Below are 19,440 nucleotides of genomic sequence, written 5' to 3'. Positions count from 1 at the left end.
GAGACGTGGGGGATGGCGAGCGACGGCGGACGAGGGGACGCGACTCAGCGCAGGCGGATCACGCCGCCGGCCTCGCGGAACTCCCACTCGATGCGCTCGAGGGAGAACTTCTTGGTCTCGGGGATGCGCAGGAAGTACCAGATCACCGCGCCGATGTTGATCGCGGCGAAGATCGCGTAGGTGAACACCGAGCCGATGCCCTCCATCATCACGGGGAAGAGCACCGTCACCGTGAGGTTCGCGATCCACAGGATCATCACGGCGAAGCCGTTGGCGGCGCCGCGGATGGCACCCGGGAAGATCTCCGCGAGCATCACCCACATCACCGGGCCGGGCCCGGACTGCATCCCCAGCATGAACAGCACGATCACGACCACCACGAGGTACGGGACGAAGCCGGGGATGTCCTCGGAGACCGCCCCGTCGGCACTCAGGTACGGATTGATCCCCAGCAGGAAGATCGCCGTCATCGCGATCAGGGACAGGGTGAGGATGGTCTGGCCCACCAGCAGCACCTGGCGTCGGCCGAAGCGACGCAGGGCGAGCAGTCCCGCGGCCGAGCCGATCACGGAGGCCAGCCCGGTGAAGACGTTCAGGACGATCGAGGCCTGCGCATCGAAGCCGGCGGCCATGAGGACCTTCGGGGCGTAGTACATCATCGTGTTCACGCCGGTGAGCTGCTGGAGGACCGCGAAGATGCCGCCGAAGACGATGATCGAGCGCAGCCAGGGGATCCGGAGTCCCGCACGCAGGCTGAGCTTCTCGCGTTCTGATTCGAGCCGGCGGTTGTCCTCCATCTCGGCGACCTCGACGGTCACGTCGTGCTTCCCCTCGATCCGCACCCGCTTCAGGGCGCCGATGGCCTCGACGAGCTCGCCGCGGCCGATGTGCCAGCGGGCCGATTCCGGCATCATCCGGATGCCCAGCCACAGGCCGATCGCCGGGATCGAGCAGAGCAGGAGCATCCAGCGCCAGGCGTGCCCGTTGCCGTCGGAGACGGCCACCCCTCCGAGCCCGGCCAGCAGCGACCAGGACACGGATTCCCCGGCCTCGTAGGTTCCCGAGGGGTCCTCGGACACGACGGCCGAAGGGCCGCCCTGGAGCGAGGCGATCAGCGCGTTCGTGGCGAAGGCGACGAACTGGCCGGTGACGATCATCAGCTGATCGACGGCGACCAGCATCCCGCGCTGCTCCTTGGGTGCGGACTCGGAGAGGTAGACGGGCACGGTGGTCGAGGCACCGCCGACGGCGAGGCCGAGCACGAAGCGCGCCGGGTAGAGGGCCCACAGGCCCGGGGAGAGCGCACAGGCCAGCGCGCCGACGAAGAAGACGACGGCGAGGATCAGGAGGTTGTGGCGACGGCCGTAGCGGTCCGAGAGCCGCCCGCCGAGGATCGCGCCGACGGCACAGCCGGCCAGCAGGAATCCACCGACCAGGCCCTCCTCCAGAGAGGTCAGGGCCAGACCGCCGGCCTCCTTCGGCATGTACATGTAGGGCAGGGCGCCGGAGATCACGCCGGTGTCGTAGCCGAACAGGAAGCCGCCGAGGCAGGCGACGACGGCGAGGAATCCGATGGAACGGCGCGGGCCCGACGGGGCGGTGCGGCGCACGAGCTCGGTGAGGCGGGTCCGTTCCACGTGGTGCTGTGTGCTCATGTCCCCTCCTCGGAACCTGAGTCCGGCCGGCGAGCGTGCTCGTCGTGCCGGGCGCCGGCCGGATGGCCCGCGGCGGGTCGCAGTGCCGTGCTCACGCACCGCATGTCAGGCATGTGTCAGGACACCTGCATTGCATGTCCGGTCTAAGTGACAAGTCCTCACTGACTAACCGGAAAGCTAGCACAGCTCTCCCGCGCCGGGGAAGGCCCCGCCTGCTTCGATCCACGGGCACGGGCGCCCGACCTGCGCCGCCACGGGGCATGTCTTGTCCTGACAAACTATTGACAAGCACTGCTGGTCTCGGCATGCTGGGTCCACATGAACTCACCGTCGAGTCCTTCCCGGCAGACGGTGCCCCTCGAGTCCCGTCCCCGCGACGGGTTCCGCATCACGGAGGCAGCATGAGCGTCCCCTCGTCGGCCCGCACCGGCACCATCCGGCTCACCGTCGGCCAAGCCCTCGTCCGCTTCCTCGCCGCCCAGTTCACCGAGCGCGACGGCGTGCGCGAGCGCTTCATCCCCGGGACCTTCGGGATCTTCGGCCACGGCAACGTCGCCGGCGTGGGCCAGGCCCTGCTGCAGAACGCGACGGATCCCGGCGAGGGCGAGAACCCGATGCCGTACTACCAGGCGCGCAACGAGCAGAACATGGTGCACACCGCGGTCGCCTACGCCCGCACCAGGAACCGCCTGCAGGCCTTCGCCTGCGCCGCCTCGATCGGCCCGGGCTCGACGAACATGGTCACCGGTGCCGCGCTGGCGACCGTGGACCGCATCCCCGTGCTGATCCTGCCCAGCGACATCTTCGCCACCCGCACCGTCGACCCCGTGCTTCAGCAGCTCGAGGACGAGACCGGCGGGGACGTGTCCGTCAACGACGCCTTCCGCCCCGTCTCGCGCTATTTCGACCGCATCTCCCGGCCCGAGCAGCTGATCCCCGCTGTCCTGCAGGCCATGCGCGTGCTCACCGACCCCGCCGAGACCGGCGCGGTCACCCTCTCCCTGCCGCAGGACGTCCAGGCCGAGGCCCACGACTGGCCGCTGGAACTCTTCCGCGAGCGCACCTGGCACGTGGCCCGCCCGGTCCCCGAGCCCGCCGCCCTCGACCGGGCGATCGACGTCATCCGCACCGCGCGCAGGCCCGTCCTCATCGCCGGCGGGGGCGCCGTCTACTCCGAGGCGAGCGCAGCGCTCGCGGCCTTCACCGACGCCACCGGCATCCCGGTGCTCGACACCCAGGCGGGCAAGGGCGCGCTGAGCGCCGACCATCCCCTCGCGATCGGCGGGGTCGGCGCGACCGGCAACAACGCCGCGAACGACCTGGCCGCCGAGGCCGACGTCATCATCGGCGTCGGCACCCGGTACACCGACTTCACCACCGCCTCCCACACCGCCTTCCGCCACCCCGGGGCGCGCTTCGTGAACCTCAACGTGAAGGCCTTCGACGCCGCCAAGCACTCGGCGACGATGGTGGTCACCGATGCCCGCGCCGGCCTCGACGCCCTGCGCGAGGCCCTCGGCGACTACCGCGCCCCCGCCGAGCACAGCGCCCTCGCCCAGACCAGGCGGGCCGCGTGGGAGGAGCTCGTCGAGCCCTGCTTCCAGCCCCACGACCAGGAGCTGCCCGCGCAGACCGAGATCTTCGGGGCCCTCAACGAGCTGATGGGCGAGGAGGACGTCGTCATCAACGCCGCCGGGTCCATGCCCGGCGACCTGCAGGCGCTGTGGAAGGCCCGCTCCCCGCTCCAGTACCACCTGGAGTACGGCTACTCCTGCATGGGTTACGAGCTGCCCGCCTCGCTCGGCGTGAAGATGGCCGCCCCGGAGTCGGAGGTGGTCGCGATCATCGGCGACGGCACCTTCCAGATGGCCCCGCAGGAGATCGCCACGATCGTCGCCGAACGGGTCAAGGTCATCCTGGTGATCCTGCAGAACCACGGCTGGTCCTCGATCGGCTCCCTGTCCGAGTCCCACGGCAGCGAGCGCTTCGGCACCAAGTACCGCCTGCGCAACGAGGAGACCGGGCTGCTGGACGGCGAGAAGCTGCCCTTCGACATCCCGGCCAACATCCGCTCCTACGGCCTCGAGGTGCAGGAGGTCTCCAGCGCGGTCTCCTTCCGCGAGGCCTACCGCCGCGCCGAGGCCTCCGAGCAGGCCACCGCGATCGTCGTCAACACCGATCTGTACGGCCCGAACCCGCCCGGCAACGGCTGGTGGGACGTTCCCGTCTCCCAGGTCTCCCGCCTGGAGTCCACGCGGCGGGCCTCCCAGGAGTACGAGGCGGACAAGGCGCCGCAGCGCCACTACCTCTGACCAGCGAGGTCATCGATCCGGCAGGCCCCGCGGCCGGACACCACCCCACAGACCATCCGAATTTCGAGGAGTACACCCATGGGATACGACGTCCAGCACTGGGTCGGCGGCACCGCGACCGCCGGCACCGGCTCCACCCAGCCGATCCTGAACCCCGCCACGGGCGAGGAGGTCGGCACGCTGCACCTCGGTGATGCCGCCACCGTCGACCGCGCCGTCGAGGTCGCCACCGCCGCCCAGCGCGAGTGGGGACAGGTCTCACTGGCCAAGCGCACCCAGGTCCTCTACCGCATGCGTGAGCTGCTGATCGACGCGACCGACGAGATCGCCGTCCACATCTCGCGCGAGCACGGCAAGACCCTCGGCGACGCGAAGGGCGAGATCGCCCGCGGCCTGGAGACCCTCGAGTTCGCCACCTCCATCACCCAGGACCTCAAGGGCGGCTTCTCCGAGAACGTCTCCACCGGGGTGGACGCCCACACCATGCGCCAGCCGCTGGGGGTCGTCGCCGGCATCACCCCGTTCAACTTCCCGGCCATGGTGCCCTTCTGGATGCACCCGATCGCGATCGCGACCGGCAACGCCTTCCTCCTCAAGCCCTCCGAGCGCGACCCCTCCGCCTCCAACGTCGTCGCCCGGCTCTACCAGGAGGCCGGTCTGCCCGACGGCGTCTTCCAGGTGGTCCACGGGGGCAAGGACACGGTCGATGCGCTGTGCACCCACGAGGGCATCTCCGCGGTGTCCTTCGTCGGTTCCACCCCGATCGCCAAGCACGTCCACCGCACCGCCTCGGCGGCCGGCAAGCGCGTCCAGGCCCTGGGCGGGGCGAACAACCACGCCGTGGTGATGCCCGATGCGAACATCGAGTTCGCCGCCTCGCAGGTCGCCTCGGGCGCCTTCGGCTCCGCCGGCGAGCGCTGCATGGCGGTGCCCGTCGCCGTCACCGTCGGCGAGGCGCACGAACCCTTCCTCGAGGCCATCGCCGCCGAGGCCGAGAAGCTCGTGGTCGGCCCCGGCGACGACCCGAGCACCGACATGCCCCCGGTGATCACGCCCGACGCCCGTGAGCGCGTGATCCGGATGACCGACGAGGCCGAACAGGCCGGCGGCCGCGTGCTCGTCGACGGCCGCGGCCTGGTCGTCGACGGCCACGAGAAGGGCAACTTCGTCGGCCCGATCGTCATCACGGACCTCGAACCCACCCACCCGACCTACACCGACGAGGTGTTCGGCCCGCTGCTCGTGGTCATGCACGTGAACAACTTCGACGAGGCGGTCGAGCTCGTGAACTCCTCGCCGTTCGGCAACGGCACCGCGATCTTCACCGACTCCGGCCACTACGCGCGGCGCTACCAGGAGGAGATCCAGGTCGGCATGATCGGCATCAACGTGCCGATCCCGACGCCGGTGGGCTACTACTCCTTCGGCGGCTGGAAGGACTCCCTGTTCGGTGAGCACCATGCGCACGGTCCGGAGGGACTGAGCTTCTACACGCGGCAGAAGGCGGTCACCACCCGCTGGCCCTCGCAGAACGAGACCGTCGAGGCCTCGATGAGCTTCCCGACCCACGACTGAGCGTCCCCCGAGCCGCCCGCCACCCTGGCCTCGTCGGCCCGCGTCGGCACACCCCCCGCCGTCACAGTTCTGTCGCCCCAGGATCGATGTGCAGTGCGTGATCGGTCCCAGGGCGACAGAACCTCACCACCTCACCGTCCCGTGCCGCAGGAGATGCCTCTATGACGATCGACCGTTCCCGCAATCCCGAGCCGCCGTTCGACAACCTCACGATCGGCGTCTGCCCGGATCAGTGGGGGGTGTGGTTCCCCCAGGACGAGCAGCAGATCCCCTGGCGCACGGCACTCGGGGAGATGGCCGAGGCCGGCTTCTCCGTCATGGAGACGGGTCCGTGGGGGTACTTCCCGCAGGACGCGAAGCAGCTGCAGTCCGTGATGGACGAGCACGGCTTCCGCGTCGTCGCCGGCACCGGCTGGGGCATCCTGCACCAGGAGGAGGCCTGGGCGGAGACCGAGCGGACCTTCCGCGCGATCGCCGAGACCCATGCCGCCGTCGGGGCCGAGTACATGGTGCACCTGCCGCCGCTGTACCGCGATGACAAGACCTGGGAGTTCACCGACCAGCGGGAGCTGACCGGCACGGCGTGGCGCCGGTACGTCGAGAACGCCAACCGCCTGGGTGAGCTGCTCAAGCGGGACTACGGACTGACGATGGTGCTGCACCCCCACGGCGACAGCCACATCGAGACGCCGGAGGAGATCGCCCGGATCTTCGAGGCGACCGACCCGGAGCTGGTGAGCTTCTGCCTGGACACGGGCCACATCGTCTACGGCGGCGGCGACCCCCTGCTGATGATCGACGAGTACCCCGAGCGCATCGGCTACGTGCACATCAAGGCCTTCGATCCGGAGCTCACCCGTGAGGCCCACGAGAAGGACTGGCCCTTCGGGGAGGCGGTCGCCAAGGGTGCCTCCGTGTGCCCGCCGAAGGGACTGCCAGACATGAAGGACCTGGTCACGAAGCTCGCTGCGATGGACAAGGAGCTCTACGTGATCTGCGAGCAGGACCTCTACCCCTGCGATCCGGCGCTGCCGCTGCCGAACGCCATCGCCACCCGCGAGTTCCTGGCCGAGTGCGGCCTCGGCCAGAAGTGAGGAGGACGCACCGATGGTGAAGATCCTGCTGGACCCGAGCATGTACCACCCGCAGCTCTCGGTCGCAGGCGAGCTGCACAAGGCCCGCGAGCTGGGCTTCGAGCACCTCGAGCTGTCGCCCCGCGCGGACTTCCACGAGTGGCACCACTACCCCAAGGTGGATCGTCACCAGATCGCCGAGGTGAAGCAGGCGATGAAGGACACCGGGGTGAGCATCGGGGCGTTCAACCCCGTGTTCGACTGGGCCGCACCCGAGGAGCAGGAGCGCCAGGCGCAGGTGCGCAACTGGAAGCGACTGCTGGAGCTCGCCGACGCCCTCGAGGTGCCGCTGATCGCCACCGAGTTCTCCGGGGACCCGAACCGGGCGCTCGCCTCCGAGCACCAGTTCTACAGGTCCATGGAGGAGTTGGTCCCGGTCTTCGAGAAGTACGACCTGCAGTGCACGATCGAGGCCCACCCCTACGACTTCGTCGAGGAGAACGACCAGGCCGTGCAGATCATCCGCGGGGTGGACCGGGACTGGCTGAACTACGAGTTCTGCTTCCCCCACGCCTATCACCTGGGCCGCGGCGCCCGGGATGTGCGGGAGATGATGGATTACGCGGGCGACCGCCTGCAGCACCTGCACGTCGCGGACGTCTTCGACCACACCGCGAACGTCGGCAACCGCTACATCATGAACCCGCCCGGGGTGGATGCCCGCATCCACCAGCACAACGAGATCGGCAACGGCGAGATCGACTGGGACGACGCGTTCAGCTACCTGCGCGAGCGCGAGTACGACGGCACGGTGACGGTGTGCGTGTTCGGCTGGGAGGAAGAGGCCGATGCGATCAACGTGCGCATGCGCGAGCGGATCCTCGCCGAGCTCGGTGGGCGGTGAGGGAACCGGATGAGCATGCGTGACCTCGCAGTGGCCGTCGTCGGCCTGGGCTGGATGGGTCGTCTGCATTCGACCTCCTACCAGCGCATCCCCTCTCGGTACCCCGAGCTCGGCCTCCGCCCGCGCCTGGTCGCCGTCGCGGACCCGGTGCCCGCGAACCGGGCCGCCGCCCTCGAGCAGTTCGGGGCCGCCCGGGCCGTGGACTCGATCGACGAGGTGCTCGCCGATCCCGAGGTCGAGGCCGTCTCGATCTGCTCGCCGAACTTCCTGCACCGGGATCTGGCCATGGCGGCGGCCCGGGCCGGCAAGCCGTTCTGGATCGAGAAGCCGATGGGGGTCTCGGCGCAGCAGTCCCGCGAGATCCACGATGCCGCCGCCGCGGCGGGCGTCGCCACGGCCGTGGGCTTCAACTACCGCCACGCCCCCGCCGTCCAGCACCTGCGCGAGCTGGTCTCCTCGGGACGGCTGGGGCGGATCACGAACCTGCGCTGCTGGCTGATCGCCGACTACGCTTCCTCCCCCGACGGACCGCTGACCTGGCGCTACGACCGGGACAAGGCAGGCAGCGGAGTGATCGGGGATCTCCTCTCGCACGGCGCCGACCTCGTCCAGTACGTCACCGGCCAGCACATCGCCGAGGTCAGCGCCGTCAGCGACGTGTTCATCCCCGAGCGCCCGATCCCCACCTCGGCGGGCGTGGGCCACAGCGGCATCGAGGTCGGCAGCGAGCGCGGCCCGGTCCGGAACGAGGACTGGGTGGCGGCGATGGCGCGGCTCGACGGCGGCGCGCACGCGACCCTGGAGTCCTCTCGGGTGGCCCGCGGACACCGCAGCGACTACGCGCTCGAGCTGTTCGGCACCGAGGGCTCGGCCCGCTGGTCCTTCACCCGGATGAACGAGTTCGAGGTGATGCTCGAGGACGGCGGCACCGAGCACGGGTACACGACGGTGCTGGCCGGGCCCGGTCACGGCGACTACGCCCGCTTCCAGCCGGGGCCCGGCATCCCCATGAGCTTCGACGACCTCAAGACGATCGAGGCCGCCGCGTTCCTCTCCGACGTCGCCGGCGGCACGCATCTCGCCCCGAGCGCGGCCGACGGGCTCGAGGCCGCCGAGGTGTGCGAGGCCGTGGTGCGCTCCGCGGCGAGCCGGGCATGGGAGGCCGTGGCGCGCTGAGCCGAGGCCCTCAGCTCCGCGCGTGCCAGCACGGCGTGCCTGGCCCCGGCGTGCCTGGCCCCAGCGTGCCTCACCCGGATGCGTCACCCCGGCGTATCTCCTCGGCGTGCGTCACGATGGTCAGTTACTGGCGCGTCAGCATGCGCACTGGTGATATCGCCAGAGCACATGCCCACGCGCCAGTACTCGACCATCACTCCGACAGATACGCCACCACCCGACCGGCTCACCATCACCCGACCGGCCCGCCCCCACCGAGACAGATGCGCCATCACCCGATGGTCAGTTACTGGCGCGTCAGCATACGCACTGGTGATATCGCCAGAGCACATGCCCACGCGCCAGTACTCGACCATCACTCCAACAGATACGCCATCACCCGACCGGCCCGCCATCACCCACCGGCACGGGCCGGCTTCGGGGCCCAACTCCGCGGCGGTGCGGTCCATGCCCCGAAAAGTGCCACCTCAGCGGTACCTTCCGCGTCGCAGCTGGTCGCGAGGTCGAGGGGCGGAGTCAGCGCCCCGCGACGGCGGTGGTGAGGCGATCGACCACGTCGGCCAGCGCCTGCTCGCCGCCCACATTGCCGGGGAAGACGACGTAGGGAACGCCCAGCACCTCCTCGGGAGCCTCCTGCGCCGAGAACATCGAGACCTGGCCGGGCCAGAACTGCCCCGCCACCCGGGCCCGGCGGATCCCGAGACCGTTCGCGGCCACCTCGTGGGAGGTGATCCCGCCCTTGGCAACGACCCAGGCCGGCCGTGCCGCGCGCACCCGCCGGACCACCTCGACCACGGCGTCGGAGACGCTGCGGGCGATGGCGAGGGATTCGGCGGGGTCGTCGGTGCGGACCAAGTCGCGACTGGTGTAGAGCACGCAGTCGTCGGCCTGGAGCGCCTCGCGCACGCAAGCGGCCACCTCCTCCAGGTGCTGCTCGCGCCGCTCGTCGAGCAGGGAGGGCACGTCGAGCTCCACCTCGACGAGGGTGCCGCGGTCCTGGACGGCGCGCAGCTGCGTGGTGGTGAGCCCGACGTGGGAGCCGACGACGACGAGGCCGTGGTCCAGGCGCCCGTCGGGGATCGAGATCGACTCCGGCCCCACCACCTGTGCGCCGCTCTGGCCGGCGAGGGGCCGTACGAAGGAGGGCCCGCAGCGGGTGATGAGCGTGCGGCCATCGGCCTCGCGCCGAGCCACGGCGGCCGCGACGACCTCCATGTCGGAGTACTCGGTGGCGTTGACGACGACCCAGCGCCGGTCCCGGGCCCCGGCGAGGATCTCCTCGACGCGGTCCACCCCGCCGGTCCGGATGTCCTCGAGGCCGATGCTCAGCACGTCGGCCGCCCGCACCGCTCCCCCGGACCGCTCCTCGAGGAACTCCCGCAGGTCGGAATGAGCAAAGCCGAAGGTGGCGTCGCGGGCGAAGTCGGTGTCCTCGACGCGGAGGGCCCGGCCGTCGACGACCGCGTAGTGCACGTCGCCCTCGGTGAAGCGACCGGCCTCGAGCATGGCCGGGACCAGCAGGATCGCGTCGACCTTGTGGCCGTGGGCGGCGAGCTCCTCGGCGATGGCGGTCGGTTCGGCGATCACGTGGCCGCGCAGCGTAGAGTCCGAGCGGGAGACGACGTGCAGACCCTCCGGGGCGCCGGGCCCGGCGAGCACACCGGCGAGGATCCGGCGGTTCAGGGACACGGCCTCCGCCTCCCCCAGGGCGCGGGTGTTGGTGAGCACGAAGCAGGTGGCCCCGGGCTCGGCCAGGACGCCACGAGGGATCTCCGGGTCCAGGTCGAAGGCGACGTCGACGTGGGCGACGCACTGCGAGCCGGTGGGGTCGTCGTCGAGGACGAGCAGACGGCGGTCGGCGTTCTCGGGCACAGGGACCAACTTCCGGGTTCGAGGGACTGACGTCGTTCGGGTTCCGGGCCAATCCTCGCGCAGTCGCGGCCCGGAACTCGACCGTCGCCGGTGTGGCGGGGTCCGCTCTCAGGCGGCGAGGACGAAGACGACCGCCGACAGCGCGAACGCGACCAGCGAGATCGTGGTGCCGACCACCGACCAGGTCTTGAAGGTGGTCGCCGTGTCGAAGCCGCAGAACTTGCCGATCAGCCAGAAGCCGGAGTCGTTCACGTGCGACCAGCCGATCGAGGCCGCGCCGATGGTGATCACCATGGCGGAGACGGCGATCGAGTTGAAGTCGCCGCCGAGAATCGCCGGTGCCATGATCGAGGCGCCGGTGGTGGCGGCGACCGTGGCCGAGCCCTGCGCGATGCGCATCGCCATGGTGACCAGGTAGGCGGCGACGATGAGCGGGAGCCCCATCGCGTCGAGACCGTTCGCGACCTCCTCGCCGATACCGGTCTCGGTGAGGATCGCTCCGAAGGCGCCGCCCGCACCGGTGATCAGGATGATCGAGCAGACAGGTGAGAGGGCGTCGTCCACGAGCTCCTCGAGGACCCCGCCGGTCTCCTCGCCCCGACGACGTCGAGGGATCACGTAGAGCACGAGCATCGCGAGCAGCGCGGAGAGCGCGAGGGCTACAGGGGTCTCCCCGATCAGGCGGGACACCTGGTAGAAGACGTTGTCCGCGCTCACCGCGCCGGACTGCTCGGCCGTGGAGAAGGCGGTGTTGAAGAAGATCAGCACAAGCGGGAGCAGCAGCACGATCACGATCGCGCCGAACTTGGGACGCTCGTCGACCGGCACGTCGCGGGGCTCGCCGAGCAGGGCCGGGACCGGGGTGTCGGGGAAGCGCTTGGAGATCGCGCGTGCCACCAGGTAACCGCCGAAGTACCAGGTGGGCAGGCCGATGAGCAGTCCCATCAGCACGACCAGGCCGATGTCGGCGCCCATCACGGTGGCTGCGGCCGTGGGCCCGGGGTGCGGGGGAAGCAGCGCGTGCATCATCATGAACGACGCGATCGAGGGCAGTGCGTAGAGCATGAACGAGCCGCCGAGGCGGCGGGCCACGGTGTAGATGACTGGCAGCATGACGATGAAGCCGGCATCCAGGAAGATCGGGAACGCGTAGAACAGCGACGCGACCGAGAGCGCGAGCGGCGCCCGCGCCTCCCCGAAGGTGTTGAGCATCTTGTCGGCGAGCACCTGGGCGCCGCCGGTGACCTCGATGAGTCTGCCCAGCACGGCACCGAAGCCGACCAGGAGGGCGACGGTGCCTACCGTGGAGCTGAAGCCGTCGATCACCACCTCGATGACGTCGCCGACGCCGATGCCGGCGGCGAGGCCGGTGGCCACGGCGACGATCAGCAGGGAGAAGAAGGCGTGCAGTCGGGCCTTGATGATGAGGACCAGCAGGACGGTGATCGCGACGACGGCGATCGACAGGAGCAGCCAGACGGGCCGGTCCGCGAGGACGAGTTCTTCCACGGGGTGGATCTCCAGTGATCTGTGTGGTGCCCGCGACGGGCGCGGTCAGGGGTGTAAGGACCCGGGACCCTGCGCGCAGGCACAGGGTCCCGGTCCGGGAGGGCGCCGAGCGTCGGGCCCGGCGGGAGGTCAGTCGGCCTGCGGGGCGGCCTTCGGCGCCGGGCCGAGCTCGGCGAGCAGCTGCGACATCTTCGCGTAGGCCTTGTTGCGGTAGGCGATCAGCTCGGCGGAGGCGTTCTCGTCGTAGTCGCCCAGCAGGCCCTTGCCGTTCTTGACGCCCTTGCGGTCCCCGGCGACGGCGTCGGTGAGGAGCTGCGGGGTCGCCAGTCGCTCCCCGAAGGCGTCCTCGAAGGTCACGAAGCAGTTCGCGTAGACGTCCAGCCCCGCCTGGTCGGCGATCGCGAAGGGCCCGAAGAAACCCAGGCGGAAGCCGAAGGTGGTGCGCACGATGGTGTCGACGTCCTCGGCGGTCGCGACGCCCTCCTCGACGACGGAGGTGGCTTCCTTCAGCAGCGCGTACTGGAGGCGGTTGAGCACCATGCCGGGAGTGTCGGCGACCTGGGCACCCTGGTTGCCGGACGTCGCCAGCAGCTCCTTGACGGCCTCGACGGCCTCCGCGGTGGTGGAGGCCCCGGCCACGAGCTCGACGCCGGGGATGAAGGGCGCCGGGTTGGAGAAGTGGACGGTGAGGAACCGCTCGGGATGCTGCACGGCGCTCTCGAGCTCCTTGACCGGGATGGTCGAGGTGTTGGTGCCGATGATGGCGTCGGGCCGGGCGTGCTGGGAGATGGTCGCGAGCACGTCGCGCTTGACGTCGAGGCGCTCGAAGACGGCCTCCTCGATGAAGTCGACCTCGGCGACCGCTTCCGCGAGAGGCTTGCCGGCGGAGATGTTCTTCGCGACGAGGTCCGCGCTGCCCGGCGAGTACAGGCCCTGCTCCTCGAAGTCGCGCGCCTCCTTCTGGAGGCGCTCGAGGGAGGCGTTGGCGGTCTCGACGCTGACATCGGCGATGGTCACGTCGAAGCCGGCGATGGCGAGCACCTGGGCGATGCCGCCGCCCATGTAGCCGGCGCCGACGATGGTCACGGTGGAGATGGTCATGGAGAACTCCTTCGTCCGAGCTGTGCGCCGCCACGGAGGAGGGCGCCTGTGCCGCCAAGGGCCGCTCCGGGGCATCCCGGGCGGCCACCTGGCCCTGCTGATGTCTCACAATCCTATTGGATATTGCCGAGCGGTGCGAGAGGGTCAGTCCCAGCCGGGCGCTCCCGACCGGTCGGCCCCGACCGACGGCGGGCCGTCCGCGCAGCAAGCCGTCATCCTCCATTCTGCCACCACTCCCCTCGCGTCGACGAGGACACTCGAGCGCACGACGGAGAGGCACCTCTCGTCAGGGCCTCGGTGCCACGCGTCATCTCTTCCGAAGGTCGGACGCAGCTCTCGCGACCTTGCTCGATCCACGATCCTGTAGGAACTGGTTGACACGGGCCGCTGCACGGCCTAGGTTCGCCACGAATGTGAGCCAGGTTTCACCTGGCTGGAGCGAGGGCGCTTCCGGATGACACCGGGGACGGGCCGCACGATCGTGGCGCGTCCCGGCCGACGACAGCGCTCTCCCCCGGAGACATCCGACGACTGGCCCAAAGGAGGACCAGCTGACATGACCACAGGACAGCCTGAGAAGCTCGGGCTCGGGGAGCTGCGCTTCCCCGAGGCGGACCCCCGACTGAAGAAATGGAGCTTCGGGAACCTGCTGGCCTTCACCGGGCCCGGCATGATCCTCGCCTCCGTCACCATCGGCAACGGCGAGGTGTTCTCCGCCTCCCGCGGCGGCGCCGTCTTCGGCGTGGCCATCATCTGGACCTTCGTGCTCTGCGCGATCATGAAGGCCGCCATCGTCTATTCCGGCGCCCGCTACATCACCCTCACCGGCGAGCACCCGTTCCAGCGCTGGGCCCAGATCATCCCCGGGCCCCGGAACTGGCTGGCCTTGCTGCTCGGAGTCCTCGCCGTGGCCTGCTTCCCCTCCTGGGCCGTGGCCTACTTCAAGGGGCTCGGACAGTGGTCGAACTGGACCTTCCACACCGACATCGATCCCATGATCTGGGGAATGATCTGGGGTGTCATCGGCTTCGTCACCGTGTTCGTGCGCAGCTTCAAGATCGTCGAGAACTTCCAGACGGTCGTGGTGGGACTCATGATCGTCTTCGCCTTCGTCGCGGTCTTCGTCTCCAACCCGCCGTGGGTCGAGGCCCTGCACGGGCTGATCCCGAACATTCCCAGCGAGTATCCGGCGTGGGTGCGGGAGGGCTATCCCGACGTCGCGGCCCGGCCGATCCCGCTCGAGATCATCGCCTACCTCGGCGCCCTCGGCGGCGGCAGCTACGACTACATCGGCTACGTCGGCTCGCTGCGCGCGAAGCGCTGGGGCATGCTCGGCACCCCGAATCATGCCGAGCTCGAGGAGAAGCTCAACCGCCTGGACACCGACCAGGCCCGCATCCCGCTGGCCGAGGACGCGGAGAACGTGGACAACGGCCGCGCCTGGCTGCGCGCCGTCAAGCTCGACGTGCTCGCCTCCTTCGTCTCCGTGACGATCCTGGCGCTGACCTTCATCATCCTGGGCGACATCGTGCTGGGCACCGGTGCAGGCCAGGAGGTCCCCGCCGACGACAACATCCTCACCAACCAGGCGGCCTTCTTCTCCGTCATCTCCCCGGTGCTGGTGTACCTCTACCAGCTCGCGATCTGGGCGGCGTTCTTCGGCTCGCTGCAGGCCCTGTTCTCGACGATCTACCCGTACACGGTCCGTGAGGCCTTCGCCCCATCGTTCAAGTTCCTGCGCGAGGAGAAGCACTGGCACCGGATCCGCATCGCGGTCGCCACGTACACCTTCGTCGGAGCGACCTTCCTGCTGTTCAGCGGCGTCAGCTACACCGCGGTGATCTCCTTCGCCGGCATCCTCGGCGGCGTGCTCTCGCTGGGCGTGTGGGGCTTCGCGCAGCTGTGGACGGAGCACAAGGTGCTCCCGAAGCCCTACCGGATGCATGTGGTGCTGCGGGTGATCGTGCTGATCAGCTCGATCTTCCTGTTCGCCGCCGGGGCGCTCGCGCTGGTCCAGTTCTTCGTGAACTTCCTGGGATGAGCACGATGACCGCCCCCGCCGCCGTGAGAGGATCCGGGACCATGCGGACCCCTGTGTACCTGATCGCGATCGGGTCGTGCCTCGTGCTGTCGTGGCTCTTCGCCTCGCGGGAGAACTGGCTCGGCTTCGCGCTGGTGCTGGTCGCCGCCGTGGCGTATGCGGCACGCCTGGTCATCACCACGCGCGCCGATCGGAGGGCCTCCGCCGAGGCCGCCCGCGGACCGCGGGCCGAGACCTCCGCGGAGCAGGCGCAGCTGAAGGCGGAGCTGAGCGAGATGCGCGAGGCCTACGAGCGCAGTCGCCGGGTGATGCTGCTGCTGACCGTGATCATCGCAGGGCTGGCCGCCGTGGCCTGGCCCTGGAACCCGGCCCTGGCGCTGGCTCTGCTGATCTTCTCGGTCCCCACGCTGGTGCTCGCCTGGCGCAGCACCAGGGCCATCCGGAAGATCGACGGCGGTCTCGCCTCCGCCCGCTGATCCCCCTCGTGCCGGCGCCCCGGCAGCCGATCGGCTGCCGGGGCGCCGGCCGGTCCGCGGGTTCGGCTCAGGCGCGCTGGACGAACCGCTGACGCTGCTCGCCGAGACCCTCGATGCCCAGCTCCACCACGTCGCCGTCGGCGAGGTACGGGAAGCGACCGGACAGGCCCACGCCCTGCGGGGTGCCGGTGTTGATCAGGTCGCCGGGCGAGAGCACCATGTACTGCGAGAGGTGATGGACCAGCTGGGCGACGGTGAAAACCATGTCGGCCGTGGTGGAGCCCTGCCGGGCCTCGCCGTTCACGCTGGACCACAGCCGCAGCCGCTGCTGCTCGATCTCGGCGGCCGGCACCAGGGCGGGGCCGACCGGGTTGAAGTTCTCCGCGCACTTGCCCTTGGACCACTGCCCGCCGGACTCGGCGATCTGGAAGTCGCGCTCGGAGACGTCGTGGCTGGTCACATAGCCGGCGATGGCGTCGAGCGCGGTGTCCTCGTCCTCCAGGTACGAGGCACGCTTCCCGATCACCACGCCGAGCTCGACCTCCCAGTCGACCTTGGTGGCGCGCGGCGGGATCGGGACCTCGTCATGCGGCCCGACCACCGTGTTGGGGTGCTTGAAGAAGACGATCGGGGTGGTGGGCGGCTCGGCGCCGGACTCCGCGGCGTGCGCGGCGTAGTTCTGGCCGATGCAGATCACTGCTTCGGGACGCGCGATAGGGGCGCCGATGCGCTCGGCCTCCGCCCCCTCCCAGACCGGCAGCTCGCCGGCGGCCAGCGCCGCGGCGGCCCTCCCGATCCCGTCGTCGGCCAGGAAGGCCCCGGTGACGTCGTCGGTGACCGCCTCGAGGCGGTAGGTGACGCCGTCGCTGACGAGGGCGGGCTTCTCCTGGCCGCTCGGGCCGAGTCGTCGCAGCTGCATGGTTCTCCTTCGAAGGGGTGGGGCGGGCCGCGATCCCGCCGACGGCGGCGGGTCGGTCGATGGCGGACGCCGAGGCGCCCTGGACGCGTCGTCCACCCCCACTGTGCCAGGATCCGAGGCCTTCCGATCTTCGGGACCGCACCGTGATACCTCCGATGTCTCGGGGCGGAGTGGGGCGGGCAGTGGGCGCGGGTCCGGGGCTCAGTGGGGGAAGGGGCGCTCCCGGGGGATCTCGGGGTTGAACTCGACGCCGAAGCCCGGGGTGTCCGGGACCCGGATCCTGCCGTCCTCCGGCACCGGCTCGCCGAGCAGCATCGGGGAGAACATCGGGACGATCTCCTCGGCGCTCGGGTGCATCATGAGGAACTCGCTGAAGGGACTGTTCGTCCTGGTGAGGACGAAGTGGTAGGAGTACACGGAGGAGCCGTGCGGGACCACCATCGCCCCGTGGGCGTCGGCGAGCGCGGAGATCTTCAGCAGCTCGGTGATGCCGCCGCACCAGCCGACGTCGGGCTGGATGATGTCGGCCGCACCCATCTCGAGCAGCTGCCGGAATCCCCAGCGGGTGGCCTCGTGCTCGCCGGTGGTGATCAGCATGCCCGGCGGCGCATTCCTCCGCAACTGCTGGTAGCCCCAGTAGTCGTCGGGGATCAGCGCCTCCTCGAGCCAGCGCAGCCCGTACTCGTGGGCGCGGTGGGCGAGACGGGTCGCGTAGTCCACGTCCAGCGACATCCAGCAGTCGTACATGAGCCAGAAGTCGGCCCCGACCCTCTCGCGCATCTCGGCGAGGAGGGCGATGTTCTTCTCCATCCCCTCCTCTGCGTCGGCCGGGCCGTGGTGCAGGGGCATCTTCCCGCCGAGGAAGCCCAGCTGCTTCGCGACGTCGGGCCGCGCGCCGGTCGCGTACATGGTCAGCTCATCGCGCACGGGCCCGCCGAGCAGGGCGTACACCGGCTCCTGGCGGAGACGCCCCAGCAGGTCGTAGAGGGCGAGGTCGAGGGCGCTGATCGTGTTCAGCACGATGCCGCGGCGGCCGTAGAAGAGGGTCGAGCGGTACATCTGGTCCCAGATCCGCTCGATGTCGCTCACCCGCGCCCCCTCGAGGAAGCGCACCAGGTGCTTCTCGACGATCCAGGCGCCGAGCTCGCCGCCGGTGGAGACGGCGAAGCCGACGGTGCCGTCGTCGGCCTCGATCTCGACCATCAGCGTGCCCAGCACGTTGAGGCCGAAGGACTGCCGGGAGTCGGCGTATCCGGGGTATCCGGACATCGGGGTGGCGATGTGGTCGTCGATCCAGTGGTCCGCGCCCTGGTCGTGGTAGTCGGCGCCGCCGCCGGAGACGGTGTAGGCCCGGACGTGGGCGATGGTGCGGTGGTGGGTGTTCATGCGCCGAGCTCCTCCTGGTCGAAGCGGACGAGGATCTTGCCGGCAGGGCCCTGTCCGGCCGCGAGCGCGGTGAAGGCCTCATGGGCCTGCGCGGGATCGATGACACTGCTGACCAGCGGGGTGGCCTGCTCCACGTGCTCGCCGATCCAGGTGGCGGCCGCGGCGAAGTCACGCGCGGAATAGGTGAAGGAGCCGATGATCGCACGCTCCTCGGTGCTGATCGCGAAGGCCGGCAGCTCGAGCCGGGGCGAGCCCATGCCGACGAGCACCACGCGGCCGCCGAGCGCGGTCGAGGCGAGGGCATCGCTCATGGTGGGGCTGAGGCCGACGGCGTCGATCGCGAGATCAGCCGCGCCGCCGAGCACCTCGCCGACCTGCTCCGCGAGGGGCCCGGCCGACGGGTCGAGCGCGGTGACGCCGAGGGCCTCGACCAGCTCCCGGCGGCTCGGATCCCGCTCGGACAGCACGATGTCCCGAACGCCGGCGCGCTGCAGCGCGAGCACGACGCTCTGCCCGATCGGACCGCCGCCGACGACCAGGACCGTCTCGTCGGTCCGGGGGCGGGCCAGGCCCACGGCGTGCACCGCGACGGCGAGCGGCTCGATGAGGGCGCCGAGGTGCAGCGGCATCGCCGCATCCAGCAGCAGCACGTTGCGCGCCGGCACCATGACGTAGTCGGCGAAGGAGGCCTGGACCTGCTGGGCGACTCCGATGACCTGCTTGCCCGGGGCGTGCTGCTCCCGATCGCGGTACCGCTCGAGAAGTTCCTCGGGCACCACGACGGGATTGAAGGTGGCCGGGGCTCCGAGCGGCAGGACCGAGGCGTCGACCCCGTCCCCGAGGGCGGCGATCGTGCCGGAGGATTCGTGGCCCATGACCTGCCCGGGGGCTCGCCGGCCGTTGTCCCCGGTGAAGCCGTGGACGTCGGAGCCGCAGATGCCGGTGGCGCAGACGCGCAGCAACACCTCGCCGGGGCCGGGCTCGGGACGCCAGGTCTCGACGAGGTCGAGCTGGTGGAAGTCGGTCAGGACGAGTGCTCGCACGAAAGCTCCTCCAAGATGGGGTGGTGGAGAGACGGGGCGATCCGGCCGCGACGCGGGTCGGCACATTCCGTGCCCGAGCCATCACGACCACGAGACATCGGAGGTCAGAGCGCCCGCAGTCCTCGCGCACGCCTTTCGTATCGCCTGCTCCGAACGCTATCAACGCCGCGGAGCTCAGGTCCCCTGCGCGCGATCCGCGTTCCGGGATCCCCGTATCCGATTTCGGCAACGTCTTTTCCCGACGCCTCTCACCGGCAGCGATGCCTCTCCCTGCCGCCCCGACTTCCCATGGCGACCAGGGACCCGGCACTGACGACGACGCGCGTGGCGGGCGCCCCGACACGCTCGACGCCCGGTCCCATATCCTGCAGGGAAGACGACTCGACGAGGAGAACACC

General features: G+C 70.1%; 14 protein-coding genes. 7 read left to right on the top strand and 7 right to left on the bottom strand.

Annotated features, from left to right (window positions below; translation table 11 throughout):
- Positions 1-44: 44 nt before the first annotated feature.
- A complete protein-coding gene (locus tag JOF43_RS04345) occupies positions 45-1,655 on the bottom strand; it encodes an MFS transporter (protein ID WP_209899610.1) in 1,611 nt (536 codons plus the stop codon).
- 401 nt (positions 1,656-2,056) lie between these two features.
- On the opposite strand from JOF43_RS04345, the gene iolD reads away from it, so the two are divergent.
- The 5 genes from iolD (at position 2,057) to JOF43_RS04320 (ending at position 8,695) form a co-directional block, all read left to right on the top strand.
- The gene (iolD, locus tag JOF43_RS04340) at positions 2,057-3,967 is read left to right on the top strand and encodes a 3D-(3,5/4)-trihydroxycyclohexane-1,2-dione acylhydrolase (decyclizing) (RefSeq protein WP_209899607.1); all 1,911 of its coding nucleotides are present in this window, start codon (positions 2,057-2,059) and stop codon (positions 3,965-3,967) included.
- Positions 3,968-4,045: 78 nt separating this feature from the next.
- Positions 4,046-5,542 carry a CoA-acylating methylmalonate-semialdehyde dehydrogenase gene (locus JOF43_RS04335; RefSeq protein ID WP_209899604.1) on the top strand — a complete coding sequence of 499 codons (1,497 nt, stop codon included), beginning with the start codon at positions 4,046-4,048 and terminating at the stop codon, positions 5,540-5,542.
- Between the two features lie 161 nt (positions 5,543-5,703).
- A complete protein-coding gene (locus JOF43_RS04330; RefSeq protein ID WP_209899601.1) occupies positions 5,704-6,636 on the top strand; it encodes a TIM barrel protein in 933 nt (310 codons plus the stop codon).
- Between the two features lie 13 nt (positions 6,637-6,649).
- Positions 6,650-7,519 (top strand): sugar phosphate isomerase/epimerase family protein, encoded by an 870-nt coding sequence (locus tag JOF43_RS04325; protein ID WP_209899599.1) that lies wholly within the window; start codon positions 6,650-6,652, stop codon positions 7,517-7,519.
- 15 nt (positions 7,520-7,534) lie between these two features.
- On the top strand, positions 7,535-8,695 hold the full coding sequence (locus JOF43_RS04320; protein ID WP_377783901.1) for a Gfo/Idh/MocA family protein: 1,161 nt from the start codon (positions 7,535-7,537) through the stop codon (positions 8,693-8,695).
- 516 nt (positions 8,696-9,211) lie between these two features.
- Here the strand turns inward: JOF43_RS04320 and JOF43_RS04315 are convergent.
- The 3 genes from JOF43_RS04315 to JOF43_RS04305 all read right to left on the bottom strand — a co-directional run bounded on the left by JOF43_RS04315 (position 9,212) and on the right by JOF43_RS04305 (position 13,177).
- On the bottom strand, positions 9,212-10,567 hold the full coding sequence (locus JOF43_RS04315) for a four-carbon acid sugar kinase family protein (RefSeq protein ID WP_209899593.1): 1,356 nt from the start codon (positions 10,565-10,567) through the stop codon (positions 9,212-9,214).
- Positions 10,568-10,675: 108 nt separating this feature from the next.
- The gene (locus JOF43_RS04310; protein ID WP_209899590.1) at positions 10,676-12,076 is read right to left on the bottom strand and encodes a GntP family permease; all 1,401 of its coding nucleotides are present in this window, start codon (positions 12,074-12,076) and stop codon (positions 10,676-10,678) included.
- A gap of 129 nt (positions 12,077-12,205) precedes the next feature.
- The gene (locus JOF43_RS04305; protein ID WP_209899588.1) at positions 12,206-13,177 is read right to left on the bottom strand and encodes a 3-hydroxyacyl-CoA dehydrogenase family protein; all 972 of its coding nucleotides are present in this window, start codon (positions 13,175-13,177) and stop codon (positions 12,206-12,208) included.
- Positions 13,178-13,733: 556 nt separating this feature from the next.
- Between JOF43_RS04305 and JOF43_RS04300 the strand changes: the two genes are divergently transcribed.
- Positions 13,734-15,218, top strand: a complete 1,485-nt coding sequence (locus tag JOF43_RS04300) for an Nramp family divalent metal transporter (RefSeq protein ID WP_209899585.1) — start codon at positions 13,734-13,736, stop codon at positions 15,216-15,218.
- Positions 15,219-15,259: 41 nt separating this feature from the next.
- Positions 15,260-15,694 (top strand): hypothetical protein, encoded by a 435-nt coding sequence (locus tag JOF43_RS04295; RefSeq protein ID WP_209899582.1) that lies wholly within the window; start codon positions 15,260-15,262, stop codon positions 15,692-15,694.
- Positions 15,695-15,761: 67 nt separating this feature from the next.
- On the opposite strand, the gene JOF43_RS04290 is transcribed toward JOF43_RS04295, so the two are convergent.
- The 3 genes from JOF43_RS04290 to JOF43_RS04280 all read right to left on the bottom strand — a co-directional run bounded on the left by JOF43_RS04290 (position 15,762) and on the right by JOF43_RS04280 (position 19,042).
- A complete protein-coding gene (locus JOF43_RS04290) occupies positions 15,762-16,613 on the bottom strand; it encodes a fumarylacetoacetate hydrolase family protein (protein ID WP_209899579.1) in 852 nt (283 codons plus the stop codon).
- Positions 16,614-16,814: 201 nt separating this feature from the next.
- On the bottom strand, positions 16,815-17,999 hold the full coding sequence (gene rhmD / locus JOF43_RS04285) for an L-rhamnonate dehydratase (RefSeq protein ID WP_209899576.1): 1,185 nt from the start codon (positions 17,997-17,999) through the stop codon (positions 16,815-16,817).
- Positions 17,996-19,042, bottom strand: a complete 1,047-nt coding sequence (locus JOF43_RS04280) for a zinc-dependent alcohol dehydrogenase (protein WP_209899573.1) — start codon at positions 19,040-19,042, stop codon at positions 17,996-17,998. The genes rhmD and JOF43_RS04280 overlap by 4 nt, the downstream gene beginning before the upstream one ends.
- Positions 19,043-19,440: the final 398 nt, after the last annotated feature.

Origin of the sequence: Brachybacterium sacelli, assembly GCF_017876545.1 — a bacterium.
GTDB classification, from domain to species: domain Bacteria; phylum Actinomycetota; class Actinomycetes; order Actinomycetales; family Dermabacteraceae; genus Brachybacterium; species Brachybacterium sacelli.
This window is presented reverse-complemented; position numbering and strand designations above follow the sequence as displayed.